The organism is Bacillus sp. AFS023182, from assembly GCF_002560575.1.
In the GTDB taxonomy this organism is placed as follows: Bacteria; Bacillota; Bacilli; order Bacillales; family Bacillaceae_G; genus Bacillus_A; species Bacillus_A arachidis.
On record NZ_NTRO01000023.1, the window covers coordinates 26,341 to 53,162 of the forward strand.

Below are 26,822 nucleotides of genomic sequence, written 5' to 3' on the forward strand. Positions count from 1 at the left end.
GGACTAAAGCAACAAGCTGTGATTACCTCTAAATAAAAGAAAAGGCTACTTTTTCATAAAAAGTAGCCTGAAAAATGATTAATACTTTTCTTTTACAAGTGAGATGAACTGCGCCATTGTTGTGTTAGGACCAACAAAATGACGTTTAATTAAGTATTGTTCGTTCGGTGAGCCTTTTGTAATGTGAGTTCCATGATCTGTCGTTACTGCAAATTGGTAATGTTTCTTTGTTTCTTCCACAGCTGGATCATTATAAGAACCTACTGGATAAGCAAGGGCGATGATTTTTTTGCCTGTAAGATTTTCAATTTTTTCTTTAGATTTACGTAATTCTTCATCATAGTTGTTTGTATAAGCCAACATTGCATGGTTAGCGGTATGAGATTGAATAGAAAAAATACCTGAATCAAGCATTTGTTTTACCTCGTCTGTTGTAAGACGATTTGGTTTATCAATATCATTTGAAACAAGGAATTCTGTTGCTGCTGGTTGGAATCTATCATCTTTTAATTTTTGTAAAATATGCAGAGCATTCATATTATTTTTTCGACCATCATCCATTGTTATAAAGATAGGTTTATTGACACGATTTATATCACCCCAACGTTCAAACGTTAACATTGTATAACCGTTATCTTTTAAATACTGCATATGCTTTTCAAATTGCTCTGGTGGCACATATAAACCTAAATCGCCATCACTTGGTCCAGGGTATTTCTCAATGGCATGATACATAAGGAAAGGTACATACTGTTGGAATGTAATCGTAGATTTCACTAGAGGAACTTCTGTGTTATCTTCTTTTAATCCCACTGTTTCAATTTGAAATTCCCCGCGTTTTAAATGAAATGATTGTAAATGAAATGGGAGAGCGAAATCACGAGCTTTGTCGTGTGATACAAATGTTTGTTTACTTGCAGGTCCATCAGCTGTACGCCAAATATTGTAACGCACTGTTTTAAATGAATCTTTTAAGTTTTTAGTGTAGAGTGTGGTGTTTTTTGCGTTGTAATCAAAGGAATCCCACGAAATAAGTCCTTGTGTTACAGGGATTTCTATTGCTTTTGCCTGTACTTCTTGCGTTTCCTTTTGCTTCTTGTAAGTTGCTTCTTTTGTCTGTTTCTCACTAATGGTGCTAGTGTTACAACCTACGAGAATAGTAGAAGAAAGTAAAGCAATACGAGCATATTTTTTCATAATATCATCCTTCTATTGTGTTTTTATCGTGCTGTCTCTCATATGTAATCGATTCTTTATCTTTTTTGATTACAAGAGACTATGCATTCAAATATTTCTATTTGAATAATACCCTTGTTCATCATATCACTATGGCATATAGAGGGGAATATCTCTTTTGGGAGAATTCGACAAAGGTGATGTTCATTTACATAGGCTTTGTCTTATGTGAAATTTTTGTGAAGAAAAATAATTGTATGTATATATTACTTGATGAAAAAAGATACCTCCGAAAATAGCTATTTTCGAAGGTATCTTTAAAAACGTTTTTTCTTTTGGGGTTTTGATGTTGGATATTTCTTTCACTATAAACAGACAAAACATATCTTAGTGCCAATACTAGTATATATTTCTTTCTTGATTTACAAAAGAGAAATTGTGCTGAAGAGTGTATGCAATTTTGCATATCGTTACATTATTAGAATCGTTACTTTTGATTAAAAAAAATCACCCTTCTCTTTAATAAAAAGAGAAGGGTGATTCATTATTAAATAAATAATCCAGCAATCGTAGCGGATAAAATAGAAGCAAGTGTTGATGCAAATAGCATTTTCCAACCAAACTTAGATACAACGCTTCCTTGTTTTTCAGAAAGGGCACGGATTGTACCAACAATCGCACCAATTTGGCTAATACTTGCGAAGCTAATTAAGAATACGGTAACGATTCCAACTGTACGTGGAGATAACGTTGTAGCAACTTCTTTTAAATCAAGAATAGCTACGAATTCATTTAAAACAATTTTTGTTCCCATGATTCCACCAGCTGAGATAATATCATGAACTGGAATACCCATTAGGAATGCAAATGGAGCAAGAATATAACCGAAGATTTGTTGCAGTGTAACAGCATGTCCCATTGCGCCTGAAACTGCACTAATCACATAGTTTACAACTTCCATAACGCCAATAAATGCAATCATTAAAGCGGCAACGATACCAGCTACTTTTAAACCATCTAATGCGCCGTTAATCATTGCGCCGATCAAGCTGTCACCGAATAGACTTCTTTCAAATTTTTGAACCGTTTCTTCTTCTTTTTTCGTATCAACTGGTGTTAATAATGAACAAACAATTAAGCTAGAGAATAAGTTCAGTGGGAGTGCTGCTAGTACATATTTCGCATCTAGCATCATCACGTATGAAGCTGTAACAGAAGCTGAAACTGAGCTCATTGCTGAACAGCAAATGATAAACATACGGTTTTTATTAAAGTGTTTTAGGTCATTTTTAATTACGATTAATGCCTCGCTGGAACCGAAGAATACAGAGTTTACCGCATGAAATGATTCAACGCGTGGTAAACCAGTAATTTTGGAAATCGCACCACCGACGACGCGAACGATGAATGGTAAAACGCCTAAATAACTAAAAATAGAGAGAAGTGTTGAGAAAAAGATAATAATTAATAGCACGTTGAAGAAAAAGACAAAGTCTCTTTGGATTCCATTAAATAGGAAGTCAACACCTGTTGTACCAAGCTTAATCAACTTGTTGAAGACTTTACTAATAAAAATGATGATCTCTTGACCAATTTTTGTGCCAAACATAAACCAACCAATTAAAATCTGGAAACCAATCATAATAGCAATTGCACGGAAGTTGATTTTACTTTTGTTGTTTGACAAAGCAAAACATAAACCTAACACGGCAAGAATGCCGATAATGCTTATTACATATTGCATGTAGTAGCCCCTTTCAGAAGTTCGTATAAAGTTTTTACATAAAACGCTCGTTATATAACTAATAAATAAAAGTAGTAGAGGTTTCATGTCATACGTAAGATGTCTGACCTTTTAGAAAAATAAAAAATAAAAAAAGACCCATATGGATTTACTTTCATCTATGAGAGAAAGCTAATCAATATGAGTCTTTGTATACACAAAAAAGCTAATATTCATTAGTTTCCCCATAGTCCAGCAATTTTCGGTTGCCGGGTAGAAACTCTCGATCCATATTATCGAGTATATATGAGGTAACATCGTCCGTATTAAATTAGTAGTAGCGTAACACTAATAGAGAAGCATCGTCAATAGGTTTTTTTCTTCCAATAGAAAAAGACTATATAAGTATGATAAAATGTAACGCAGTGTTATGAAAAAGAGAGGTCGGAAGATGAGTACTAAAATGAAGCCACCAGTTGAAAAAAACGAGTTTATAAATGTAGTATTTGAAGATTTAACACATGATGGTGCCGGTGTTGCGAAGGTAAAAGGATATCCTATTTTCGTAAAAAACGGATTACCAGGCGAAGAAGCACAAATTAAAATTATTAAAGTAAAGAAGAATTTCGCATTTGGTCGTTTAATGAAGCTTCATACTGAAAGCCCATATCGCAAAGATGCAGAATGCCCAGTATACAACCAATGCGGTGGTTGCCAGCTTCAGCATTTAACATATGAAGGACAACTAAAGGCGAAAGAAAAACAAGTGCGTGACGTGATGCAACGCATCGGCGGACTTCACGATGTACCAGTTCATCCGGTTCTTGGTATGGAAAATCCTTGGGTGTATCGAAATAAAGCACAAGTACCGATTGGAGAACGTGAAGGCGGGCTTGTAGCTGGTTTCTATCGTCAAGGCACGCATGAGATCATTAATATGGAAACATGCTTAATTCAAGCAGAAGAAAACGATACGTTAATTCAAGAAGTAAAACGTATTTGTGAAAAACACGGAATCACAGCGTACAACGAAGAACGTCATAAAGGCACACTTCGTCACGTAATGGCCCGTTACGGACAAGTAACAGGGGAAATTATGCTTGTCTTCATTACACGTACGGCAGAACTTCAAAATAATAAGACAATCATCGAAGAAATTACAGCGAAGTTCCCAAATGTAAAATCAATTGTTCAAAACGTAAACACGAAACGTACAAACGTAATCTTTGGAGACACAACAACAGTCCTATACGGATCGGAATATATTTATGACTTTATCGGCGATATTAAATTTGCTATCTCGGCACGTTCTTTCTACCAAGTAAACCCAGAACAAACGAAAGTGCTATATGATAAAGCATTAGAATACGCAAAACTAGCTGGAAATGAAACAGTTATCGACGCATACTGCGGAATCGGATCAATCTCACTATTCCTAGCGCAAAAAGCGAAGAAAGTATATGGTGTTGAAATCGTTCCAGAAGCAATTGAGGATGCAAATCGAAATGCGGCATTAAACAACATGACAAACGCCGAATTTGCAGTAGGAGAAGCAGAAGTAGTTATTCCAAACTGGTATAAAGAAGGTGTAATCGCAGACACAATCGTTGTAGACCCACCGCGTAAAGGCTGCGATGAGGCCTTATTAAACACGATTATTGATATGAAGCCGAAGCGTGTTGTATATGTATCATGTAGCCCGGCGACACTTGCACGTGACTTAAAAGTATTAGAAGAAGGCGGATATAAAACGCAGGAAGTACAACCTGTTGATATGTTCCCGCATACTACTCATGTGGAGTGTGTGGCTTGGCTTAAGTTGGTATAATAGAAAAGCAGTTGATATAGAAAAAATCTATACCATCTGCTTTTTGGCTTATAAAAATACCATTCAGGCCCGATTGTAGTTAAAATAAACATTGCCGATTTTTACAAATTATAAATGTCCACATATATTTGTGTTTGATAATAAGTTATTACGTATGGTATAAATGTAACATTTGGCTGTATATTTTTGACCGAGAGCTTGAAATTTTGATCATAGTGAGAGGATTTGAGTTTGAAATGATAGATAATTTTTGGCGTGATTTACCACGACCATTTTTTGTACTTGCACCAATGGAAGATGTGACAGATGTTGTTTTTCGTCACGTAGTAAGTGAAGCCGGGCGACCGGATGTATTTTTCACAGAGTTTACAAACTCGGATAGCTATTGTCATCCAGAGGGCGTGAAAAGTGTGCGTGGCCGTTTGATTTTTACAGAAGATGAACAGCCAATGGTGGCACATATTTGGGGGGATAATCCTGAATATTTTCGTCAAATGAGTATTGGCATGGCAGAGCTAGGATTTAAAGGCATCGATATTAATATGGGTTGCCCTGTACCGAATGTGGCATCAAGAGGAAAAGGTAGTGGCCTTATTCTGCGTCCAGACGTTGCGGCAGAACTTATTCAAGCAGCAAAAGCGGGCGGACTGCCTGTCAGCGTGAAAACGCGACTTGGCTATAAGGAGTTAAATGAGTGGGAGGCGTGGCTAACGCATATTTTAAAACAGGATATTGCGAACCTTTCTATTCATTTACGTACAAGAGAAGAAATGAGCCAAGTAGATGCGCATTGGGAGCTAATCCCGGAAATCAAAAAATTACGTGACCGTATCGCACCAAATACGCTACTAACAATCAATGGAGACATTCCTGACCGTCAAACTGGGCTGCAGCTTGCCCAGCAATATGGTATTGATGGCGTTATGATCGGGCGAGGTATTTTTAAAAATCCTTTTGCTTTTGAAAAAGAGCCAAAAGAGCATAGCAGTAAAGAATACCTTGATCTTTTAAGACTACAGCTGGATCTTCAAGATCAATATGCAGAAGTACTACCACGTTCAATTACAGGGCTTCATCGCTTTTTCAAAATTTATGTAAAAGGATTCCATGGAGCTGCTGAATTAAGAAATCAATTGATGAGTACGAAATCAACAGATGAAGTGCGTGCATTGCTTGATAACTTTGGAAAAGAACAGTGTATTTGAGAAATCAAAGCACTGTTTTTTCTTTTATTTAATGTTAAGAGAGAAACCTTTTTATTAGCATACAACGAACAAGTAAGAGATCCATAGATACAATGGTGGAGAAAAGTTCGAGGGAGACTATAAAACCTATCTTTAAAATGTTAAAGTATTAATTTGGCGGACATTAACTGAAAGGTTATATTAAACATGATAGTTTAAAGCATGTTAGAGGATAAACTTTAACAGCTGTATAAATAATCAATATTTTAGGAGGACTAACAATGGCAATGAGCAACAACGATATATTAAAAAGAGTAAGATATGCTATGGATATAAAAGATATAGATATGGTAGAGATATTTAAACTTGGTGGCATGGAAGTAACGAAAGAAGAAGTAGTTGATATGCTTACAAAAGTAAAGAAAAGTCCACAACATGAAGCTGAAAATGCGGATGTAGTCGAAGATGATTATGTATTAACATGCGATATGATGATGTTAGAATCATTTTTAAATGGCTTTATTACTTTAAAAAGAGGAAAGCAAGATCCGAAACCGGGGCAACCTGCAGGACAAGCAGCACCTTTACAGGGCAATGAGAGTGCCAATAATCTTCTTTTAAAGAAAATGAAAATAGCACTATCATTAACGAGTGAAGATGTACTTGCTATATTAGATAGCGTGGGTGTTAAGGTGACAAAAGGAGAGTTAGGCGCTCTATTAAGAAAGAAAGGCCACAAGAATTACAAAGAGTGTGGTGATAGATACGCAAGGAATTTCTTAAAGGGATTAGCTGTAAAGTATAGAGGATAAGCATTGTAACATTCATGGTAAAGCAGTAAATGATATAATAGGTAGAGTAGGACGTTTATAGCCTACTCTTTTTTATTTGTAAAATAATAAGAACAAATACGCTAGGTGATGAAATGATACATACATATTTAGGTGAGACGATTAATTTTCATATAAATTATAAGAAGAAAAAATCCGTACGTCTTTATGTAGATTCTTATGGGAATGTTGAAGTGCAAGCTCCGAAAGGGACGCCAGTTGAATATATAATTCAATTGTTAGAGGAGAAATGGGATTGGATTCAGAGAACATGTAAGGAAATGCAGGAGCGAGTGCTTGGACCGCAGGAAAAGGCTTATGATCAAGGAGAGGGTTTTCTGTATTTAGGAAACATATATTCGATACAAATCTCTCAAGATGCAAGTATTGGGCAAGACAATGCAGTGTTTGAAGGTGATAAGCTGCATATATATGTGAAAGAGCTTGAAGATGAGAAAATAAAACAAGCTTTAAAACGGTTTTATTATAAGCAGTGTAAAGCATTAGTAGAGAAGAGTATTAAATCGTATCAAAGCAACTTTAAAACAAAACCGCGTTCCATCCGTATTTCAGATAGTAACCGTACATGGGGAACTTGTGATTCAAATCTACAGTTAACATTTAATTGGAAGCTGGCAATGGCACCACAGAGGGTGATCGACTATGTAGTCGTTCATGAAATGTGCCATATGGTTCATCTAAATCATGATCGCTCTTTTTGGCGCCTTGTTGGGAAGATAATGCCTGATTATAAGGAGATGGAAAACTGGTTAGCGTTATCAAGTTGGAAGATGACTGTTTAGTGGCGGTTACTATTACTCTAGACATGTAGAGTATATGGCTTAAAATAACGTAGAACCCTAATTTATCCAGCTATTTGCGGGCAGTAATATTTCCGCTTCAAAACTGAGTGAAAGCATCGTCCAGTTCCAGTGGCTAGAATGTTCGGTGGCTTCGCTTCTTCCTGCGAGGTAAAAAACACCTCTACGTCAGAAGCTCCATCCCCTCACATTCTGGACGAGCCACTTCCACTTTTCTTTAAGAAGTTAGGCGGGAGATAAACTGCCCGTAAAAGCCCGATTGGTGGGGGCTAATAATCAGTGGGGGATGAAGAAGACCCCCACTGATTAAAATTTCACTTTATTGTCCAAACTTCACAATAAAATTCTCATCTATTTTCTCCATCTCATACCCACGATACCCCTCCGCAAGTAATGCCTGTTGTTCACTAGTATTATTCATCGGAACGCTTTTAATATCCGTCCAATCTCTTTCCTTATCTTTACGCAACTCCTTTACAAAAACATACCGCATACTACCGCCATACTTCTCCTTCAGCGCCGCAATTTCCATTCCTTGCGCAAATTTATCTTTTAAACTCGGAATGTTAAATGGCGCAACGGTGCAACAAACGTAATCGAATTTACCATCGGCTTGTTGTAACTTTTTCATAATGACTTTCGCTAATATTTTTTGCATGCCATTGCCACGATAGTCAGGGTGGACGTTTGAAATTTCTTGATAGATAACCCGCTCTAATTCTTCATGTGTTAAACCAATATCAAGTCCTAAATGATCCTCATCAATAGGAGGGACTAATAGGGCACGGAATGCGATCAATTGGTCTCCTGCAAAGGCACCTATCATCATGCCATTACTGTTTAATATGTATCGAAATTCTTCTAGTGTCAGAGGCTGCAGACGATCCTTATTTTCTAATGCTTCAATTATGATATCCTGTAATAATAGGATTTCCTCAACGTGATTTAACGATAATGTTGTAACTTGAAAGTTTTGCACATTTTGTTTTAATGTTCCTTCATAAAGGATATCCATGGTGTAGTCCTCCTTTAGCGAACAACGTCTTGAAAGACAGTTAATTCACGTAATGTATCCTCGTTAACCTCAATACCTAATCCTGACTTTTGGTTTAAACGAATAAATGGTATGTCGTAAGATAAATCTCCAATGTCTTTCGTGAATTTTAATGGTCCGGTCAGCTCGACACTTGTAATGATTTTTTTAGAGAAGGCAACATGAAATCCTGCAGAAGATGCAACAGATGATTCAACCATGGAACCAACTTGACATTCAATACCTGCCATTTCCGCTTGATGAGCGAGTTTCATAGCGGGGTATATACCGCCGCATTTCATTAGTTTTATATTTACCTTATCGGCTGCTTTCAGTTTAATAATTTGGCGCATTTCACGAGAGCTTTTTAGTCCTTCATCAATCATAAGGGGGATGTCTGTTTTAGAGCGAATATGAGCCATTGCCTCAATATCATCTGCTACAACAGGTTGTTCAATCCAGTCGATGTTCAAATGCCCTAATGAACGAAGTGCTGTTAATGTATTTGCGCTATTTTTCCAACCTTGGTTTACATCAACACGAATGGCGATATCATTTCCTACACGCTTACGTACAGCTTCAATTCTTTTTACATCTTCTTTTACATTTGTACCGACTTTCATTTTGAAAGATTGGTATCCTTTTTGAATCATGAAAGCAGATTCTTCTGCCATATTTTCTGGAGAAGCGATGCTTAAGACATGAGTGACAGGGAATTTTTCATGGTAGCGTCCGCCAATTAGTTGATATACAGGTTGGCCAAGTTTTTTCCCCGTTACATCAAAGCAGGCGATATCAATCGCAGCTTTTGCAGTAGGTACACCGTAAATTGTTTGACTCATGATGTCGTGTATTTTTTCGATATTCATTGGGTTTTTCCCAATTAGTGCTGGAGCCAACGTGTGTTTTAAAACATGGAAAGTACTTTCCCATGACTCACCTGTAACGTGATCATCAGCAACTCCCTCGCCGTAACCGATAATGCCCTCATCTGTTTCCAATTTTACGATAATAGATGGCATATCAGGATAAGAGCCATAGCTAATAACAAATGGGTTACGAAGTGGTAAACGAATTGCATAAATGTGAATAGCTGTAATTTTCATTGTATAATTCACGTCCTTTGTGTCATAGATTTAAAGTTATACGTATTCATAAGGAGTTTAGATAAATGATGAGTGATTTAAAAGAATTTTCGGAATTTTAATCTTAATTATCTTATTATATTTCAAAAGAAATGAAGGGACAATCTCTTGACATTTAAGTGAATATTCAATATGTTTTTCGAAATAGGATTTTTTATAAACGAAAAACTGCTTCGAATTTAGGAAGGAGACTGGAAGGTTGAAAACTTTAGAGCTACAAGAGCGTTTAACAGAAATTTTTCAGCATTTACACGAAAACCCTGAAGTGAGTTGGAAGGAATATGAGACAACAGCTTATATCACTCAATTTCTAAAAGAAGAAGAAATTTCATATAAAACATTTGATGATTGTCCTGGAGTGATCGCAGAGGTTGGGAACGGGAAGCCAGTTATCGCGATTCGAGCTGATATGGATGCATTGTGGCAAGAAGTAGATGGAGAATTTAAAGCGAATCATTCATGTGGTCACGATGCCCATATGACGATTGCGATGGGGCTTATTTTACAATTGAAAAATGCCAGTTGGAAAAGCGGAACAGTTAGATTTATTTTCCAACCTGCGGAAGAAAAAGGGAACGGCGCTTTAAAAATGGTGGAGAAAGGTGTGGTTGATGACGCTGATTTCTTATTTGGTGTTCATTTACGTCCAATTGAGGAATTACCTTTTAAAAAAGCAGCACCATCTATCCGTCACGGAGCAGCAGCCTTCTTAGAAGCGAATATACATGGGGAGGATGCACATGGAGCACGACCGCATCAAGGTGTGAATGCAATTGATGTCCTTTCTATGATTAATATCGGATTAAAAAATATATGGCTATCTCCGCAAAAATCATATTCTGTCAAAATGACGAAATGCCAAGCTGGTGGAGATAATTTAAATATCATTCCAGGGAATGGACAATTCGGTTTAGATGTAAGAGCTGAGAATAATGCATTGCTCGAGGAGTTAATGAAAAAGATAGAGCATGTCATTCAGTCAGCTGAATCAATGGGAACAAAGATTTCTTACGGATGGGTTGATATTGCGCCTGGGGCACAGGTTTCGGAAGAGGCAGAACAAATCATGCGCAAAGGGATTATTGAAATATATGGGAAAGAAGGTTGCGCACCACCGCTTTATACTACAGGAAGTGATGATTTTCATTATTATACAGTCAAGAGACCGCATTTAAAAGCCGTTATGTTAGGATTAGGAGCAAATTTAAAGCCAGGGTTACATCACCCTTATATGAAATTTGATCATGCTTGCATAATGGATGGAGTAGAAATAATGAAGCAAACTGTGTTGGAAGTTTTAAACTAGTATTGTTTTTATTTTTTACATTTGAATCAATTTCATAATTGATCCTTTGCCTTGTTAGAGGACAAAATTCAAATCGATAGAAATACAAACTAGCACAAATAGTTCCCGGTATTTCTATGAGAAAATTTTTTGAGTATAAGAATGCCATTATAATTTCTTTACTTTATCGCGCTATCCCTACTTCAATGACGAGGTAGGGATAGTCTGATTGGTTAGAGTTAAGCATCAGATGGGGATGAAGAAATCCTCAGTTGATGAAATCCCTGCTTTCTTCTAAAGAATTTCTTATCTTAATCCAATGATCTGATGTTGGGAAGGACACGTTCCCAAGAACGACAGCGTTTTTTGCACCTGTAGCATTTGGAACGTTACTTACATTACCATGGTAGGTTTCATTTGCAAGAAGAGCAAACGCTATAGCCTCTTTAGCCTCCGAAGAGTATCCTAATTCCTCTTGGGTGTAAATTTGAATTGACTCCCCAAGTAGTGATTGAATCATTTTCAGTAAAGTTGTATTATAGCTACCACCGCCCCCAATAATGACTTCATCGATTTTAACTTGTGGAAGGATAAAGTTGCGATAGTTCTCTACAATAGATTGCGCTGTAAACATTGTTACGGTTGCTACTATATCGTGGCTTGAAAGATTATTAAACTTATTTAATAGTTTTTCAACATATTGCTTACCAAACAATTCTCTTCCTGTTGTTTTGGGAGGAGGGCTCATAATATAAGGGTGATTTATGCAGTATGATAGGAGCTGTTCATTTATTTTCCCTTGTTTCGCTAAATTACCACCTTCATCGTATCCTATGTTAAACAATTGGCGACATACCTCATCAATAATCATATTCCCAGGTCCTGTATCAAAGGCATACATGTTATCTAGTGAAGATTGCTTAGGTAAAACAGTTACATTTCCGATGCCCCCGATGTTTTGTAACAACCTTCCCTTTGTTTCACTCCAGTAAAGAACATATTCAGTATAAGGTACTAAAGGAGCACCCTGTCCACCCGCTGCTATGTCCATAGTACGGAAATTAGATATTACGGTTGTATTTGTTTCGTACGCAATTACCGAAGGTTCTCCAATTTGCAGAGTTGAGGGGACCAAGTTTTGTTCTTGCAAGGGCTGATGGTAAATCGTTTGCCCATGAGATCCTATAAGATCCAGCTGATCTAAAGGAAATCCGGCTTTTTTGCAAACTTCCTTTGTAGCATCTGCAAATAATTTTCCTAGTTTAAAGTTTAAACTACAAATTAGCTGCACATTAGATGTATCTACAGACAATGACTGTATAATTTCTTCTCTAACATCTTTTGGAAAAGGATGTGTTATAAATTCAATCATTTCTAACTCGGTGTTTAGTTTGCTATTATTCACACGGATAAGCACAGCATCAATACCATCCAATGATGTTCCAGACATTAACCCAACAATGTACATTATCATAACACCTACTTTGCATAGATTTTTTTAATTCCTTGCTAAGCGACAATGGTGATTCTTATAAAACCATGATGAAACTTTAAGTGGAAGTAGTAGTGATTCACCTAAAAAATTGATATTGCCAATGAACTTAATTTTTTTAGAAATGCTTTCTTTACTTAATGGTATACATCCTTTTCTTATTTTTAGTTTATAAAAAATGTAAGCGTTGACAATTAGTTATTATACTCGCTAGTTTTCTAATTGTGTAGATTTTTTGAAATTTTATTTTAAAATCATCTTTGATTATTGAAATTTATTTTTAACGATGCTATAGTCTTATTAAAGAAAGCGGTTTCAAAAAAGCTTTTAGATTACGAATGATAGAAGGATGATTTATATGCTAGAACATTTAACAACGGAAGGGCGTAATGAAAAGACTATATTTTTAGATGAAATGAAAACGCTTAATCTATTGGAGGTGATGAATGAAGAAGATATGAAAGTTGCTTACTGTGTTCAAAAAGAACTCCCTCAAATTGCAAAAGCTGTAGAGATGATTGTTGCGGCGATGAAACGCGGCGGTAGATTAATCTATATGGGTGCGGGAACAAGCGGGCGCATTGGATTGTTGGATGCTGTAGAATGCCCGCCAACGTTCAATACTGATCCTAGTAAAGTAGTAGGTTTAATCGCAGGTGGAGAAAGTGCATTTATTAAGGCAGTTGAGGGCGCAGAGGATAGTTTTATATTAGGTCGTCAAGATTTAGAAAAAATCCAATTAACGAGTAACGATGTTGTAGTAGGCATTGCTGCGAGTGGGCGTACGCCTTATGTTATTGCGGGGCTAAATTATGCAAATCAACTTGGGGCAGGCACAGTAGCGATAAGTTGCAATAAGGAATCAGAGATTGGAAAAATTGCTGCAATTGCCATTGAAGTTGTAAATGGACCTGAAGTACTTACAGGATCCACCCGCTTAAAAGCTGGAACAGCTCAAAAATTAGTATGTAACATGATCTCAACAGCTTCAATGGTTGGGATTGGAAAAGTTTATGGGAATTTAATGGTAGATTTGCAGTTAACAAATGAAAAGTTGGTTGAACGTGCAAAACGTATTGTTATGGATGCCACTGAATGCAGTTATGAAGTAGCAGAAAAATACTTAGTAAAAGCAAATAATCAACCTAAGGTTGCCATTGTTATGATTTTAACAAATGTTTCTTATGAGGAAGCCGTAGAGCGTTTAAACGCAGCAGAGGGATTTATAAGAAAAGCAATTTAAAGCTTCAATATAAAAATATTATGAGGGGGAGTAAAAATGAAAGTATTATTTGTATGTTCAGGTGGAATGTCGAGTGCGATTGTTGTAAATGCGTTGAAAAAAGAAGGGGAAAAGCATGGTCAAAATTTAGAAGTATTAGCTGTTGGTACGCAAGAATTTGATTCAGAGGTTCGAAACGGTTGGGATGTTGCTATGGTTGCCCCACAAGTAAAACATCGATTTGATGGTTTTAAAGCTTCTGCAGATGAAGCAGGAGTCCCGTGTTTAATGATTCCTGCTCGATCATATAGTCCCCTTGGTGGACCTGCTCTATTAAATTTAATTAATGAAATAATACAATCAAATTAAAGTTGTTATTTATTTTGTTATTCGCGGGTAGTAAGACTTCTACCTCAAGAATCAGAGAGGAAAGAGGAAGGTAGGTGAGAGATTACCTACCCGTAAAATCCCGATTGGTGCAGACTCATTGGGGGATGAGAAAGAATAACTGCTGGAAGTTTCACTTTATTCGTTTGTGGATAGTAAAAACATAATCTAGCAAGAAATCTTAACTACTAATCAATCTAAAGGGGAAAATACAAATGAACAAATTTGTAGCTTTTTTAGAAAATAATTTATCGACACCTATGGCTAAATTGTCTGAGCAGAAGCATTTACGTGCGATACGTGATGGTGTAGTTTCTGCTTTGCCATTCATCATCTTTGGGAGCATATTTCTTATCATTGCTTTCCCACCCGTGGCAGCAGATTCCGCAATAGGTCAATGGGCAGCAAAACATATCGCGGAGATTTTAATACCTTATCGATTAACAATGTTTATTATGACCCTATATATTACTTTTGGAATCGGTCATAGTCTGTCTCAAAGCTATAAGTTAGACCCTTTATCAGGAGGATTATTATCTGTAGCTGCCTTCTTATTCACAATAGGCGTAAAAATGGTGAAAGATATAGGTTTTGTATTGCCAATGACAAACCTCGGTGGGCATGGGCTCTTTGTAGCGATGATTGTTTCTATATTTTCGGTTGAAATGATACGTTTATGTAAGACTAAAAATATTACAATAAAAATGCCAGATTCTGTTCCAACGTCCGTATCTCGTTCATTTGAAGCGTTAATACCAGTTACAATCGTACTCTCTATTATGACATTAATTACAGTAGTTGCAGGTGTTGATCTACATTCACTTGTTGATAAAGCTGTTGCACCACTTATTAAAGCTGGGGATACATTACCAGGTGTATTAATTCCAGTCTTTTTAATAACATTTTTCTGGTCATTCGGTATTCATGGTGTATCAGTTGTAGGTGCTGTTGCTCGTCCAGTTTGGGAAGTTTACTTGGCTAATAACTCAGCGGCAGTTGCTGCTGGTGAGACGATCCCTCACGTAGCTCCTGAAACATTCTTCCAATGGTTTATTTGGATTGGGGGATCTGGTGCAACATTAGGATTAGTAATTGCGATGTTATTAACAGCAAGATCTACTTATAGTAAGACGATGGCAAGAGCAACAATTGTTCCAAGTATATTTAACATCAATGAACCTGTTATTTTTGGGATGCCAATTGTGCTAAACCCAATTTTAACTATTCCATTTGTCTTGACACCATTAATTGGTGCAACAATTGCGTATGTCGCGACATCAATCGGATTAGTAAATCCGACATATGTAATGGTTCCATGGACATTACCAGCCCCAATAGGTGCCTACCTTTCAACGGGTGGTGACTGGAGAGCAATTATTCTTGTATTAGTCAATATTACGATTTCAGTTATTGTTTATCTACCATTCTTTAAAATGTATGATCAAAAGCTATTAGCACAAGAAAATCCAACAGAAACAAAAGAGGACACAAACGTAGCCTTATAAAAATACATGAAAGGAGGTTTGGGACTAATTGCTCCAAACTTCCTTTCATATAAAAGAGAGAAGGGAGATAAAAATGAATTCAACATCTAGAATTCACTTTTTTAGTTACAAAAGTGCGTTTCTATTTTTTAGTTTTATTCTTGTTTTTAATCTTATCTTTAATCCTTTAATGAATGCAGTTGGAATAGACAAACGCTTGTCACTGTACCTAGATAATATCTTTGCAATCAGCGCAGGATTAACTCTTGTTCTTATTTTTGTTGAAGGTAAGTTTAAAAACAAGAAACAAGCGTTAATTTTGTTCTTGTCTTTATTAGTAGCGAGTGCACTAATTTGTTACCCAATTGTCTATGCGTAAATGAAAAAAGTAAGTTATCTAAAATGAGGTGTTAGTGAAATGGAAAAGCGAAACGGAATAAAAATTGCCACAATTGGTGGTGGATCTAGTTACACGCCAGAATTAATTGAAGGTTTTATTAAACGTTATGATGAGCTACCAGTTAGAGAACTTTGGTTAGTGGATATTGAGGCCGGAAGAGAAAAACTTGAGATTGTAGGGAACTTAGCACGAAGAATGGTCGAAAAGGCAGGAGTTCCTATGGAAATTCATTTGACGTTAGACCGCCGTCAAGCTTTACAGGATGCTGACTTTGTGACAACGCAAATGAGAGTTGGTTTACTAGATGCCCGAATTAAAGACGAGCGTATTCCTTTGCAACTAGGGTTAATTGGGCAAGAAACAAATGGTGCAGGAGGCCTATTTAAAGCATTACGAACAATCCCTGTTCTTCTAGAAATCGCAGAAGAAATGCAAGAACTTTGCTCAAATGCATGGTTAATTAACTTTACAAATCCAGCTGGAATGGTAACAGAAGCACTCCTTCGTTACAGCGAGCATAAAAAAGTAATCGGTGTATGTAATGTACCATTTAATATGCACATGTCTATTTCGAACATGTTAGGTGTTGAAATGGAGAGAGTACACATTGATTTCGCTGGATTAAACCATATGGTATTCGGAATACATGTATATGTTGATGATCAAGAAGTAACAGAGAAAGTACTTGAAATGCTAGGGAATCCAGCGATACAAATGTCAATGAAGAACATTGCTCCACTGCCTTGGAATCCAAGATTTTTGAAATCATTAGGCGTAGTACCTTGCCCCTATCATCGTTATTATTACAAAACAAAAAATATTCTAGATGAAGAATTAGAAGCATTTAAATCAGGGAAAACGCGTGCTGAAATTGTCAAGAAATTAGAGGAAGATCTATTTGAGTTGTATAAAGATGAAAAGCTAGACATGAAACCTCCACAATTAGAAAAGCGGGGTGGTGCATACTATAGTGATGCAGCGTGTAATGTAATTTCTTCTATCTATAATGACAAAAAGGAAATTCAAGTATTAAATATTCAAAACAAAGGCGCAATTAATGAGGTTGATTATGATTCAGCGGTTGAAGTGAGTTGTATTGTAACAAAAAATGGACCAGTTCCTTTGACGATGGGGAAATTGCCTATTCAAATTCAAGGATTAATTCAGCAAATCAAATCATTCGAAAGAGTAGGTGCTGAGGCAGCCGTAACGGGTTCTTATGATAAGGCTTTATTAGCTTTAACAATTAATCCACTTATTCCAAGTGATGATTTAGCGGAAGCTGTATTACAGAAATTATTAGAAGCCCATAAAGAGTATTTGCCTCAATTTTTTAGATGATTAGGAGAATAATAAATTTAATATGAAAGACAAATTGAGACATAATATTTTCTGAAACGTAACTTCAGTTAGAGAATATTGTCCCATACTTTACTACGATATGGAGTGCTATGATATGTCAACGGAAATCAATAATAACGAAATGGAAATTTTTGAAATTATTTCTCATGGTGGAAATGCAAGAGGTTTAGCTTATGAAGCATTAACAGCTGCAGAGGAATTTGACTTTGAAAGAGCAGCGAATCTTATTAACCAAGCTGCAGAAGAACTTAGCTTGGCTCATAAGACACAAACAAAGTTAATTCAAGCTGAATTGAACGGAATTCCAAGTGAAAAAACGTTACTAATGATTCATGCTCAAGATCACTTAATGACCGCGATAAGCGAACAAAAATTGATTGAACATATGATCCGTATCATAAAAAAACTGGCGCCACAACAATAATTGGGATGTGGGAAGGTAAAGGTGATGTAAAGATGAGAAAATTAGGTATCTCCATTTATCCAGAACATTCAACCGTAGAAAAAGATATAGAGTATATTGCACTTGCACACAAATATGGATTTAAAAAAATCTTTACTTGCTTGCTGTCAGTAGAAGGTGATAAGGAAAAAATTATGAGGGAATTTAAAGAAACAATTGCATTTGCAAATCAATTAGGTATGGAAGTAATGGTTGATATATCTCCTCGTGTATTTGGAGATTTAGATATTTCCTATAAAGACTTATCATTCTTTGCTGATTTAGGAGCGTATGGAATCCGTCTAGATATGGGATTTACAGGAACTGAAGAGTCCATCATGACACATAATCCCTATAATTTAAAAGTTGAAATTAATATGAGCAATGCAACGCATTATTTAGATAATCTCATTGCTTATAAGCCTAATAAAGAGAATTTAGTAGGGTCACATAATTTCTATCCTCATCGTTATGCGGGATTAAGCTATGCTCATTTTCTAAAATGCTGTGAGCAATTTAAACACCATAATATTCGTACAGCAGCATTCATTAGTTCACAAGCAGCAACTTACGGACCTTGGCCAGTAACAGAAGGTTTATGTACATTAGAAATGCATCGTGAATTACCAATTGTAACGCAAGCCAAACACTTATTTGCAACTGGAGTAATAGATGATGTGATTATTGCTAACGCATATGCATCAAAGATTGAATTAGAAGCCCTCAGTACATTAAACAGTGAATTGCTAACGCTTCATATAGAACTATATGACACAATTACAGAGTTAGAGAAAAAGATTGTGCTAGAAGAATTTCATTTTTATCGTGGAGATGTTTCAGAATACCTTATTCGCTCGACTCAATCACGTGTAAAATATAAACGAGAAGAATTTAAACCAACCTATACCCCTGATATTAGAAGAGGAGACATTTTAATTGAGAATGAGCTATATGGACAATACAAGGGTGAATTACAGATTGCGTTGAAAGACATGGAGAATTCAGGTAAAACGAATGTGGTTGGCCGGATAGTTGAGGAAGAAATTTTTCTCCTTGATTATCTCGATCCTTGGGAGAAATTCCAATTTTCAATTAAGTGATTTTATCGAGAAAAACCTCAAAGTAAGGGAAAGGGAAGGGACAGAACGCTCCTTCTCTTTTTATTTATACTGTTATTTACGGACAGTAAGACTCCCACCTCAAAATTCGGCAAAAGCAAAGAAGGTAGGTGGGAGATCGACTGTCCGTAAAAGCCCGATTGGTGAGGGCTGATAATCAGTGGGGGATGAAGAAAACCCCCACTAATTAAAGTTTCACTTTATACACAAGGAGGAACCAGTATGAGTTATATTATTGGAGTAGACGGTGGAGGTACTAAAACGGAAGCGGTAGCTTATAATTTAAATGGTGAAAAAATAAGTGAGGGTAAAGCAGGGTTCGGAAATTTACTTTTAGATGAAAAACAAGCTATGCATAATATTATTAGTGCGATTGAACAATGCTTAGTTCCTTTAAAAAAGGAAGAATGCCAGTATATATGCCTAGGATTGGCCGGGTATGGAGGGGTTAAAAATACAAAAGGTATAAAAGATGCTCTCTCTGAGGCGTTTCATATCCCGTTTACGATAGTCAATGATGGAATTATTGCACATGCAGCTTTACTAAAAGGGAAAGATGGTATTTTAACAATTTCAGGAACCGGTTCTGTTAGTATTGGAATTCATAATGGTATTGAAAAATTAGCAGGTGGTTGGGGACATATTCTTGGAGATGGAGGAAGTGGGTATTGGATTGCTATGCAGGCTTTTATTAAAATGACGCAAGAGGAAGATGGGGAAGGGAATTATAGTGACCTAACTAAGTTGGTACTAACAAAACTTGGTTATCAGAATGTACTAGAATTAAAAACATTTATTTATTCCTCAACTAAAGCGGATATTGCGTCATTTGTTCCAATAATCGTTCAACAAGCAAAAGCAGGAGATGGTTTTGCAGAGAATATTCTCAAGCAAGCGGGCTATCACCTTGCCAAGACTACGCTTGCTGTTTGGAAGAAACTAAATTTTGATAACGATGTTACAATTGCTATTAAAGGGGGCATATTAACTAATATACCGTCTGTACAAACCGCCTTTATTGAAAATATTAAACAAGAAAAACCGAAAGTCCAATTTATTTTAGAAGATGTATCATCTACATTAGGGGGATATTATTTAGCTCTGAAATATATGAGTTAATTAAAAGGTAAGGGAGCCATTCAATATGCATGTTGTAAATGTATTGTTAAAAATCGAGAGTTTATTACATCAATTACCAAAGTCTGAAGGGAAAATAGCACAATATATTTTAGACAATCCTCAAGAAGTGATTAGAATGACTATACATGAATTAGCTGCGCATGCTAATGCTAGTAGTTCGGCGGTCACTAGACTTTGTCGTTCTATCGAAATTGCTAGTTTTTCGGAGTTAAAGGTATCTCTATCATCGTATATCTCACAACCAGAGAAGAAAGGTTTTTATGATATTGAACCAAATGAAACAATAGCGGAAATTAAAGAAAAAATAGTTTCTAACTCTGTACAGGCGATACAAGAAACAGCGATTTATTTAGATGAAGTTATTCTTAATCAAATTGTTGAAACTATGAGAAATGCTGATGTTATTTATGCCTATGGATTAGGAGCTTCATGGCTTGTTGCGGAAGATATTACTCATAAATGGTTACGTTTAGGAAAGATTGTAAGTGCAAATCAAGACGCACATATCATGGCGACAGCACTTGCTGCATCCACAAAAAATTGTGTTTTTTTCAGTATATCTAATAGTGGAGAAACTGAAGAAGTACTGCAACTTGTTGATATTGCTAAAGCATCTGGTATTCAAACAATTGGATTATCACGATTTGGTAATAACAGATTAACTAACAAAGTCGATATGTCTTTGCAACATGTTCGTGCACCAGAGGCAAAATTTCGTAGTGCAGCAACTAGTTCGTTATTCGCACAATTTCTGACTATTGACATAATCTTTTATGCATATGCATCAAAATATTATGATGAAAATATTAAAGAAATTGAACGTTCAAGAGAATCAGTATTAAGATTCACAGGAAAAAAATCCTTCTAAGATATAAAGTGTAATAAATCTCATTACAAATTATTTACCTGTGATTTTTGCTGCGTAGTTATTGAACTGTTATTTAAAGAGCCTATGTCTATTTAAGATAAGGCTTTTTTCTTTGTATAACTTTTACTATTAGAAGAATCATAGCATCGCCATCAAGACAAGATTTTGAAGTACTTTCGATAGGAGGTTCGATGATCAAGATAGAAAAAACGTTTGGAATCGTCTTATTAACTCTAAATCATATAATAGGCATAGAGGAAATTAACGGCTTCTCTTGTTTTTGGTTTGTGTCGTTATTTGCATTATACAAAAATTTGGAATAGTACTCCTTTTTGTGTCCTCAAAATCCTTGGTATATTAGAATTGGAAATTATGAAATTGATTCATATGATAAAATTGGATCGCATGTAATTTGGATTCCGTAGAAAATAAAAGACGGAAAATCGAAAAGATTCTGGATTGTATCAAGATTCTTTTTGTAGAGAGTAGGGTGAACACATGAACGAACAATATTATGACGCGGTATTAAATATAAAAACAGTTGGAGAACAAAAAGGATTTAATAAATCTTTACATTATCATCGCTATGAACCAACGCCATATAGTGGTCTAGAAGAACTGTTGAATCAATATGAAATAAGTAGTAATGATCGAATAGTAGACTTTGGGTGCGGAAAAGGGCGACTAAACTTTTATATGCATCATAAGTGCGGTGCTTCGGCAGTTGGGATTGAAATGAATGAAGAGTGCTATAAGGAAGCAATGGAAAACCGTGAGCGTTATGCAAGAAAATCAAAGAATATTAAGGATAAAGTTCAATTTCAATGTTGTTTAGCACAAGAATATGAAATTGATCCACGTGATAATCGATTTTATTTCTTTAATCCATTTTCAGTGCAAGTATTTATGAACGTAGTGAATAACATTTTGCTTTCGGTAGAAGAAGTAGAGAGGGATGTTGAACTTATTTTGTATTATCCGTCGGAAGATTATATCTTTTTCTTAGAGAATCAGACTGCTTTTGACCTGAACAAGGAAGTTAGATTGCCTGGAGCTTATGAAAAGAACGGGAATGAGAGGTTTTTAGTTTATAGATTAGAATTATAAAGAAAGCAGGTGTCGATAAGACACCCGCTTTTGTAAAGTTCATATCAGTTCATTAATTTCGGATTAGATAATCAAATGCACCTAAAGCTGCATTCGCTCCTGATCCCATAGAAATAATGATTTGTTTGTACGGATTATTTGTACAGTCGCCTGCAGCAAACACTCCCGGTACATTTGTAGCACCGTGCTTGTCTGTTACGATTTCACCGCGAACACGTTCAACAGTATCGCCTAACCAATCTGTGTTTGGTACAAGACCGATTTGAACGAATACACCTTGAAGTTCAATATGATGAACTTCTTCAGTTTCACGATCGATATAAGAAATACCGTTTACTGTGTCAGTACCAGTAATTTCTTTTGTTTGAACGTTCTTTAGAACCGTTACGTTAGGTAGGCTGTAAAGACGTTCTTGCAAGACAGCATCAGCTTTTAATTCTGGCATGAACTCAAGAACAGTTACGTGTTTTACGATACCTGCTAAGTCGATTGCAGCTTCAATACCAGAGTTACCGCCGCCGATAACTGCTACGTGTTTTCCAGCGAATAGTGGACCGTCACAGTGAGGGCAGTATGCTACACCTTTGTTTTTGAACTCAGCTTCACCTGGTACGCCAACATTGCGCCAACGAGCACCTGTTGAAATGATTACGCTCTTACTTTTCAGAACAGCGCCATTTTCAAGTTCCACTTCAATAAGTTCTTTCTTTTCTAACCGTTTCGCACGTTGTAATTTCATTACATCAATATCGTACTCTTTTACGTGCTCTTCAAGGCTTGCTACTAGCTTAGGACCTTCAGTGCGTTTTACGCTAATGAAGTTCTCAATGCCCATTGTATCCATTACTTGACCACCGAAGCGCTCAGCAACGATACCTGTGCGGATGCCTTTACGTGCTGCGTAAATTGCTGCACTTGCACCAGCTGGACCGCCACCAACAACAAGAACGTCGTATGGATCTTTATCAGAAAACTCTGATGCGTCAGGACCATTACCCATCTTAGCTAGAATTTCTTCAAGTGTCATACGACCACTGCCGAAGGATTCACCATTTAAGTAAACAGTTGGTACTGCCATGATGTCTTTGCTTTCCACTTCTTCTTTAAATGCAGCGCCGTCAATCATAGTATGTGTAATACCAGGGTTAAGAACGCTCATTACATTAAGTGCTTGTACAACATCCGGGCAGTTATGACAGCTTAAGCTGATATAAGATTCAAAATGATATTCACCTTGAATGTTTTTAACTTGATCGATTACTTTTTGTTCAACTTTTGGAGCACGTCCACTCACTTGTAGTAACGCTAACACTAATGAAGTAAATTCGTGTCCTAAAGGAATACCAGCGAAAGTTACTCCAGTGTCTTCACCGATGCGATTTACGCTAAAGCTTGGTGTTCTTTCAAGCTCAGCTTTTTCCACTGTAATCTTAGATGACATAGTAGCTAATTCATCTACTAGAGCTAACATATCTTTAGATACGTCATCGGATCCTGCGCTAACTTTAAGTAGAATATCGTTCTCCATTAATTGAAGGTATTGGGTTAGTTGTGTTTTTATATCTGCATCTAGTATCATTTTGATCAGGCTCCTTAGATTTTGCCTACAAGGTCAAGGCTTGGTTTAAGTGTTGCAGATCCTTCTTTCCATTTAGCTGGGCAAACTTCGCCTGGATTGTTACGAACGTATTGTGCTGCTTTAATTTTGTTAGCAAGGATGCTTGCATCGCGGCCGATACCGTCAGCATTGATTTCCACAGATTGGATAACGCCGTCTGGATCGATGATGAATGTAGCACGAGCAGCAAGACCTTCTTCTTCAACTAATACGTCGAAGTTGCTAGTGATTGTGCGAGTAGGGTCGCCGATCATAATGTATTCGATTTTGCCGATAGTTTCTGAGCTATCATGCCATGCTTTATGTGTGAAGTGAGTGTCTGTAGATACAGAGTATACTTCAGCGCCTAGTTCTTTTAAAGCCCCGTATTGGTTTTGTAAATCTTCAAGTTCAGTTGGGCATACGAATGTGAAGTCTGCTGGGTAGAAGCAAACTACGCTCCATTTTCCTTTGAAACTTTCGTCAGTAACTTGGATAAACTCTCCATTATGGTAAGCATTCGCTTTAAACGGTTTTACTTCTGTTCCGATTAATAACATATTAAAATTCCTCCTAAATGTGGGTTTTGAGCATTATAGATTAGCTTGCTCATAGAATAAAGTTTTTAAATTAACAATAATAATTCTAATTCGATATTAATTATCATATAAAATTGTTTATTTTGTCAAGGGAAATGTATAACTTTATTGAAAATAATTATCAATTGTTTTAGAAATGTAATGTTTTTTCCCTTAAAATAGATGCGATACTGGTAAAATTTATTATTTCCTTTCATTCTATTATAGTAAAAGATACCATCAATAACGCTAACTCTAATTTGAATATTATTTGAAATTTCAAGCCGGTCTTTTTCCATAACCTCATTTAGTGAAAATTTTTATCTGTTAGGGGAGCTTCTTTAAAACAGTATTTAGAGTCAATTTATATTGATAAAGCCTTTATTTCAAGTAAAACGCTGAGCTTTCATGAAGGTTTGACAGATACGTCTATCGATGAAGGGGAAGCGAAACAAGCAATGCTTAGCAAATCAAGTGAACAAAAACCCCCTTGAGAAAAAATTCATTCTCAAGGGGGTTTTTTATTTTTTAAGCAACAAATACATAAAATAAGGAGCTCCAATTAAAGCAACCATAATCCCAGCAGGAATACCGCTTGGTTCTACAATATTACGACCAACCGTGTCTGCCAGTAACAATAACCAGCCACCGATTAGAATGGCTACAGGAATAAATAATTGATGTCTCGGCCCGACTAAAGATTTTGCGATGTGAGGAGCCATGAGTCCGATAAAGGCGATTCCTCCTGTGACCGAAACGGCAGAAGCAGCTAATGCAACGGCTGCTATAAGGAGTGAGCGGCGTTCTTTTTCGAGTGCAACACCAACACCAATTGCTACATGCTCGTTTAATGCAAGGAGATTCAATCGATTTGCTTTATAGAGAGTAAATGGAATGAGCACAGCTAACCATGGAAGGAGTGCGAAAACAAAAATCCAGTCGTCCCCCCAAATGTTACCAGCAATCCACTTTGCGATAAAGTCTACTTTTGCACGTTCAGCAGATGAAATAAGTACAATCATTATTCCAGAAAGAGCGAATGAAAATCCAATTCCTGTTAGTGTCAGTCTTATGGGCTGAAGTCCGGCAGTTTTACTATATGAAAATGCATAGATGAGACAAGCTGTAATAAAGGCGCCGATAAATCCAACAATTGGTAGTGAGTAAACAAATGACCCTGCATCTATTGGAAAATATAAAAAGAAAAGGGCAATTGCAACACCTGCTCCTGAATTAATACCGATAATACCAGGTTCAGCTAAATCATTACGCGTTATGCCTTGTAGTATAGCTCCTGATAGTGCAAGGGCCATACCAGCTAATAGTGTAATTACAATTCTAGGTAATCGAAGAGAAAATAAAATAAACTCTTCTTTAAATGTGCCTTGGCCAAAAAGTGTCGGCAGTAGCCTATCATAGGATAGCGAAGCAGCCCCTAGGCCCATTCCAATTGTGATGGTTGTTGCAATAAGTATAAGTAAGATGAGCACAATTACTCGTTGTTTTTTAGATTGTTGAATCATGAGAACGATCTTCCTCCTTTGCGTACGATAAATAGGAAGAATGGTAAGCCTACTATTGCGATAATTGCAGCGATTGGCGTCTCATACGGTGCGTTGATTGTACGTCCAAGTGTGTCTGCTAATAACATAAAAGAAGCACCGGTAATGGCAGACATCGGTATAACAAACCGATAGTCAGGTCCGACAATAGGACGGACCATATGAGGTACCATTAAACCTATAAATGCCGTATTTCCAACAAGTGCAACAGAAGCACCAGCAAGTAAAATGATAACGATAAAAAGAATGATTTTAATGACGATAATTTTTTGACCTAATCCGACTGCAACTTCTTCGCTTAGGCTAAGAATAGTCAGTTTCTTTGAAAATAAGATTGCTATGAATATACTAATTGAAATAACTGGAACAATGACCTGCAGTTGGCTCCATGATGTTCCGATTACTCCTCCGGCAGTCCACATAGATACATCTTGTGAAATTTTAAAGTAAATCCCAATGCCCTCTGAAATCGCGATTAAAAATGCTGAAACCGCGGCACCAGCGAGTACAATACGAAGAGGAGAAAGGCCACCTTTTTTCATCATACCAATTCCGAAGACCATAATGGCCCCGACAGCGGCACCAATAAAACAAGCAATCATTATATGAAAATAGTTTGCAGAAGGGATAAAGGCAATTGTAATCGCCAAGGCAGCGTTGGCGCCACCAGTTAGCCCAAGTAATCCTGGATCAGCGAGTGGATTTCGCGTTATGCCTTGCATAATTGCACCAGAAACAGCGAGCCCAGCTCCAACAAAAATGGCTGCAATTTCACGGGGTAGCCGAAGTTCACGGATGAGGGAGAGCTTTTCTCCAGTAGCGTTAGAAGTAAGTGCGGTCCATACATCTTGTATGGTGGTATCTGCTGCGCCAAATACCATGGCAAGCATAAAAATAAGGAAGAACATAATGATTCCTAAAATGAACTTGTATATAAAGGAGGTGGAACGTAGATTGTCTTTTGTCATCAGTTTCACATCTTTTCTTTTCATAGAATAAAGGAAGAGGAATTCTTAAAATAAGAATTCCTCATTGTTG

The 26,822-nt window shown here is 36.6% G+C and carries 24 protein-coding genes, 1 pseudogene and 1 riboswitch; of the genes and pseudogenes, 16 read left to right on the forward strand and 9 right to left on the reverse strand.

Going from position 1 to position 26,822, the window contains the following annotated elements:
* Positions 1-78: 78 nt before the first annotated feature.
* Together CN288_RS12720 and CN288_RS12725 are read right to left on the reverse strand one after the other, a co-directional pair.
* Positions 79-1,197, reverse strand: a complete 1,119-nt coding sequence (locus CN288_RS12720; RefSeq protein ID WP_098302373.1) for a polysaccharide deacetylase family protein — start codon at positions 1,195-1,197, stop codon at positions 79-81.
* Between the two features lie 526 nt (positions 1,198-1,723).
* Positions 1,724-2,920, reverse strand: a complete 1,197-nt coding sequence (locus tag CN288_RS12725) for a NupC/NupG family nucleoside CNT transporter (protein ID WP_098302374.1) — start codon at positions 2,918-2,920, stop codon at positions 1,724-1,726.
* Between the two features lie 207 nt (positions 2,921-3,127).
* A riboswitch (purine riboswitch) is annotated at positions 3,128-3,229 on the reverse strand.
* Positions 3,230-3,350: 121 nt separating this feature from the next.
* Between CN288_RS12725 and rlmD the strand changes: the two genes are divergently transcribed.
* The 4 genes from rlmD (at position 3,351) to CN288_RS12745 (ending at position 7,544) form a co-directional block, all read left to right on the forward strand.
* Entirely contained in the window at positions 3,351-4,727 is a 1,377-nt protein-coding gene (gene rlmD / locus CN288_RS12730) for a 23S rRNA (uracil(1939)-C(5))-methyltransferase RlmD (protein WP_098302375.1), read from the forward strand.
* 236 nt (positions 4,728-4,963) lie between these two features.
* Positions 4,964-5,932, forward strand: a complete 969-nt coding sequence (locus tag CN288_RS12735; protein ID WP_098302376.1) for a tRNA dihydrouridine synthase — start codon at positions 4,964-4,966, stop codon at positions 5,930-5,932.
* 260 nt (positions 5,933-6,192) lie between these two features.
* Entirely contained in the window at positions 6,193-6,723 is a 531-nt protein-coding gene (locus CN288_RS12740; protein WP_026592611.1) for a DUF1456 family protein, read from the forward strand.
* Positions 6,724-6,836: 113 nt separating this feature from the next.
* The gene (locus CN288_RS12745) at positions 6,837-7,544 is read left to right on the forward strand and encodes a M48 family metallopeptidase (protein ID WP_098302377.1); all 708 of its coding nucleotides are present in this window, start codon (positions 6,837-6,839) and stop codon (positions 7,542-7,544) included.
* A gap of 337 nt (positions 7,545-7,881) precedes the next feature.
* Here the strand turns inward: CN288_RS12745 and CN288_RS12750 are convergent, their stop codons facing one another.
* Both CN288_RS12750 and CN288_RS12755 read right to left on the reverse strand, forming a co-directional pair.
* Positions 7,882-8,577, reverse strand: coding sequence for a benzoate transporter (locus CN288_RS12750; protein ID WP_026592609.1), 696 nt, complete (start codon positions 8,575-8,577; stop codon positions 7,882-7,884).
* 14 nt (positions 8,578-8,591) lie between these two features.
* On the reverse strand, positions 8,592-9,701 hold the full coding sequence (locus CN288_RS12755; RefSeq protein WP_098302378.1) for a mandelate racemase/muconate lactonizing enzyme family protein: 1,110 nt from the start codon (positions 9,699-9,701) through the stop codon (positions 8,592-8,594).
* A 238-nt stretch (positions 9,702-9,939) separates the two neighbouring features.
* Between CN288_RS12755 and CN288_RS12760 the strand changes: the two genes are divergently transcribed.
* The gene (locus CN288_RS12760) at positions 9,940-11,046 is read left to right on the forward strand and encodes a M20 peptidase aminoacylase family protein (RefSeq protein WP_098302379.1); all 1,107 of its coding nucleotides are present in this window, start codon (positions 9,940-9,942) and stop codon (positions 11,044-11,046) included.
* A 247-nt stretch (positions 11,047-11,293) separates the two neighbouring features.
* Here CN288_RS12760 and anmK read toward each other — a convergent pair whose 3' ends face one another.
* Complete coding sequence (gene anmK / locus CN288_RS12765) at positions 11,294-12,493, reverse strand: anhydro-N-acetylmuramic acid kinase AnmK (protein ID WP_098302380.1); 1,200 nt, start codon at positions 12,491-12,493, stop codon at positions 11,294-11,296.
* A 373-nt stretch (positions 12,494-12,866) separates the two neighbouring features.
* On the opposite strand from anmK, the gene murQ reads away from it, so the two are divergent.
* The 10 genes from murQ to CN288_RS12820 all read left to right on the forward strand — a co-directional run bounded on the left by murQ (position 12,867) and on the right by CN288_RS12820 (position 22,047).
* Positions 12,867-13,760, forward strand: coding sequence for an N-acetylmuramic acid 6-phosphate etherase (murQ, locus tag CN288_RS12770; RefSeq protein ID WP_255259970.1), 894 nt, complete (start codon positions 12,867-12,869; stop codon positions 13,758-13,760).
* A 36-nt stretch (positions 13,761-13,796) separates the two neighbouring features.
* Positions 13,797-14,108 (forward strand): PTS sugar transporter subunit IIB, encoded by a 312-nt coding sequence (locus CN288_RS12775; RefSeq protein ID WP_026592604.1) that lies wholly within the window; start codon positions 13,797-13,799, stop codon positions 14,106-14,108.
* A 233-nt stretch (positions 14,109-14,341) separates the two neighbouring features.
* A complete protein-coding gene (locus CN288_RS12780) occupies positions 14,342-15,631 on the forward strand; it encodes a PTS sugar transporter subunit IIC (protein ID WP_098302381.1) in 1,290 nt (429 codons plus the stop codon).
* A gap of 73 nt (positions 15,632-15,704) precedes the next feature.
* The gene (locus tag CN288_RS12785) at positions 15,705-15,989 is read left to right on the forward strand and encodes a hypothetical protein (RefSeq protein ID WP_026592602.1); all 285 of its coding nucleotides are present in this window, start codon (positions 15,705-15,707) and stop codon (positions 15,987-15,989) included.
* Between the two features lie 39 nt (positions 15,990-16,028).
* Positions 16,029-17,351, forward strand: a complete 1,323-nt coding sequence (locus tag CN288_RS12790) for a 6-phospho-beta-glucosidase (RefSeq protein WP_026592601.1) — start codon at positions 16,029-16,031, stop codon at positions 17,349-17,351.
* A gap of 115 nt (positions 17,352-17,466) precedes the next feature.
* Positions 17,467-17,796 carry a PTS lactose/cellobiose transporter subunit IIA gene (locus CN288_RS12795; protein WP_026592600.1) on the forward strand — a complete coding sequence of 110 codons (330 nt, stop codon included), beginning with the start codon at positions 17,467-17,469 and terminating at the stop codon, positions 17,794-17,796.
* Positions 17,797-17,828: 32 nt separating this feature from the next.
* Positions 17,829-18,914 (forward strand): DUF871 domain-containing protein, encoded by a 1,086-nt coding sequence (locus tag CN288_RS12800; RefSeq protein ID WP_098302382.1) that lies wholly within the window; start codon positions 17,829-17,831, stop codon positions 18,912-18,914.
* A 240-nt stretch (positions 18,915-19,154) separates the two neighbouring features.
* Positions 19,155-20,051, forward strand: coding sequence for an N-acetylglucosamine kinase (locus CN288_RS12810; protein ID WP_098302383.1), 897 nt, complete (start codon positions 19,155-19,157; stop codon positions 20,049-20,051).
* 25 nt (positions 20,052-20,076) lie between these two features.
* Complete coding sequence (locus tag CN288_RS12815) at positions 20,077-20,940, forward strand: MurR/RpiR family transcriptional regulator (RefSeq protein WP_026592597.1); 864 nt, start codon at positions 20,077-20,079, stop codon at positions 20,938-20,940.
* Between the two features lie 498 nt (positions 20,941-21,438).
* Positions 21,439-22,047, forward strand: coding sequence for an SAM-dependent methyltransferase (locus CN288_RS12820; RefSeq protein ID WP_098302384.1), 609 nt, complete (start codon positions 21,439-21,441; stop codon positions 22,045-22,047).
* A 52-nt stretch (positions 22,048-22,099) separates the two neighbouring features.
* Here CN288_RS12820 and ahpF read toward each other — a convergent pair whose 3' ends face one another.
* Positions 22,100-23,626: an alkyl hydroperoxide reductase subunit F gene (ahpF, locus tag CN288_RS12825; protein ID WP_026592595.1), complete on the reverse strand. Its 1,527-nt coding sequence runs from the start codon at positions 23,624-23,626 to the stop codon at positions 22,100-22,102.
* Between the two features lie 14 nt (positions 23,627-23,640).
* Positions 23,641-24,204: an alkyl hydroperoxide reductase subunit C gene (ahpC, locus tag CN288_RS12830; protein WP_026592594.1), complete on the reverse strand. Its 564-nt coding sequence runs from the start codon at positions 24,202-24,204 to the stop codon at positions 23,641-23,643.
* 353 nt (positions 24,205-24,557) lie between these two features.
* Between ahpC and CN288_RS12840 the strand changes: the two are divergent.
* A pseudogene (locus tag CN288_RS12840) lies at positions 24,558-24,716 on the forward strand (DeoR/GlpR family DNA-binding transcription regulator); the annotation flags it as partial.
* A gap of 27 nt (positions 24,717-24,743) precedes the next feature.
* Here CN288_RS12840 and CN288_RS12845 read toward each other — a convergent pair.
* Together CN288_RS12845 and CN288_RS12850 are read right to left on the reverse strand one after the other, a co-directional pair.
* A complete protein-coding gene (locus CN288_RS12845) occupies positions 24,744-25,745 on the reverse strand; it encodes a FecCD family ABC transporter permease (protein WP_026592593.1) in 1,002 nt (333 codons plus the stop codon).
* A complete protein-coding gene (locus CN288_RS12850) occupies positions 25,742-26,776 on the reverse strand; it encodes a FecCD family ABC transporter permease (RefSeq protein ID WP_141527961.1) in 1,035 nt (344 codons plus the stop codon). Before CN288_RS12850 ends, CN288_RS12845 begins: the two co-directional genes overlap by 4 nt.
* Between the last annotated feature and the right edge of the window lie 46 nt (positions 26,777-26,822).

Bases quoted from the DNA above. Each gene is read 5' to 3' on its own strand.
- CN288_RS12720 (WP_098302373.1), bottom strand. From the start codon at position 1,197: ATGAAAAAATATGCTCGTATTGCTTTACTTTCTTCTACTATTCTCGTA.
- CN288_RS12755 (WP_098302378.1), bottom strand. From the start codon at position 9,701: ATGAAAATTACAGCTATTCACATTTATGCAATTCGTTTACCACTTCGT.
- murQ (WP_255259970.1), top strand. From the start codon at position 12,867: ATGATTTATATGCTAGAACATTTAACAACGGAAGGGCGTAATGAAAAG.
- CN288_RS12795 (WP_026592600.1), top strand. From the start codon at position 17,467: ATGTCAACGGAAATCAATAATAACGAAATGGAAATTTTTGAAATTATT.
- CN288_RS12725 (WP_098302374.1), bottom strand. From the start codon at position 2,920: ATGCAATATGTAATAAGCATTATCGGCATTCTTGCCGTGTTAGGTTTA.
- CN288_RS12815 (WP_026592597.1), top strand. From the start codon at position 20,077: ATGCATGTTGTAAATGTATTGTTAAAAATCGAGAGTTTATTACATCAA.
- CN288_RS12820 (WP_098302384.1), top strand. From the start codon at position 21,439: ATGAACGAACAATATTATGACGCGGTATTAAATATAAAAACAGTTGGA.
- CN288_RS12750 (WP_026592609.1), bottom strand. From the start codon at position 8,577: ATGGATATCCTTTATGAAGGAACATTAAAACAAAATGTGCAAAACTTT.
- CN288_RS12740 (WP_026592611.1), top strand. From the start codon at position 6,193: ATGGCAATGAGCAACAACGATATATTAAAAAGAGTAAGATATGCTATG.
- ahpC (WP_026592594.1), bottom strand. From the start codon at position 24,204: ATGTTATTAATCGGAACAGAAGTAAAACCGTTTAAAGCGAATGCTTAC.
- anmK (WP_098302380.1), bottom strand. From the start codon at position 12,493: ATGTACATTGTTGGGTTAATGTCTGGAACATCATTGGATGGTATTGAT.
- CN288_RS12845 (WP_026592593.1), bottom strand. From the start codon at position 25,745: ATGATTCAACAATCTAAAAAACAACGAGTAATTGTGCTCATCTTACTT.
- CN288_RS12790 (WP_026592601.1), top strand. From the start codon at position 16,029: ATGGAAAAGCGAAACGGAATAAAAATTGCCACAATTGGTGGTGGATCT.
- CN288_RS12850 (WP_141527961.1), bottom strand. From the start codon at position 26,776: ATGAAAAGAAAAGATGTGAAACTGATGACAAAAGACAATCTACGTTCC.
- CN288_RS12800 (WP_098302382.1), top strand. From the start codon at position 17,829: ATGAGAAAATTAGGTATCTCCATTTATCCAGAACATTCAACCGTAGAA.
- CN288_RS12745 (WP_098302377.1), top strand. From the start codon at position 6,837: ATGATACATACATATTTAGGTGAGACGATTAATTTTCATATAAATTAT.
- CN288_RS12810 (WP_098302383.1), top strand. From the start codon at position 19,155: ATGAGTTATATTATTGGAGTAGACGGTGGAGGTACTAAAACGGAAGCG.
- CN288_RS12775 (WP_026592604.1), top strand. From the start codon at position 13,797: ATGAAAGTATTATTTGTATGTTCAGGTGGAATGTCGAGTGCGATTGTT.
- CN288_RS12785 (WP_026592602.1), top strand. From the start codon at position 15,705: ATGAATTCAACATCTAGAATTCACTTTTTTAGTTACAAAAGTGCGTTT.
- CN288_RS12780 (WP_098302381.1), top strand. From the start codon at position 14,342: ATGAACAAATTTGTAGCTTTTTTAGAAAATAATTTATCGACACCTATG.
- rlmD (WP_098302375.1), top strand. From the start codon at position 3,351: ATGAGTACTAAAATGAAGCCACCAGTTGAAAAAAACGAGTTTATAAAT.
- ahpF (WP_026592595.1), bottom strand. From the start codon at position 23,626: ATGATACTAGATGCAGATATAAAAACACAACTAACCCAATACCTTCAA.
- CN288_RS12735 (WP_098302376.1), top strand. From the start codon at position 4,964: ATGATAGATAATTTTTGGCGTGATTTACCACGACCATTTTTTGTACTT.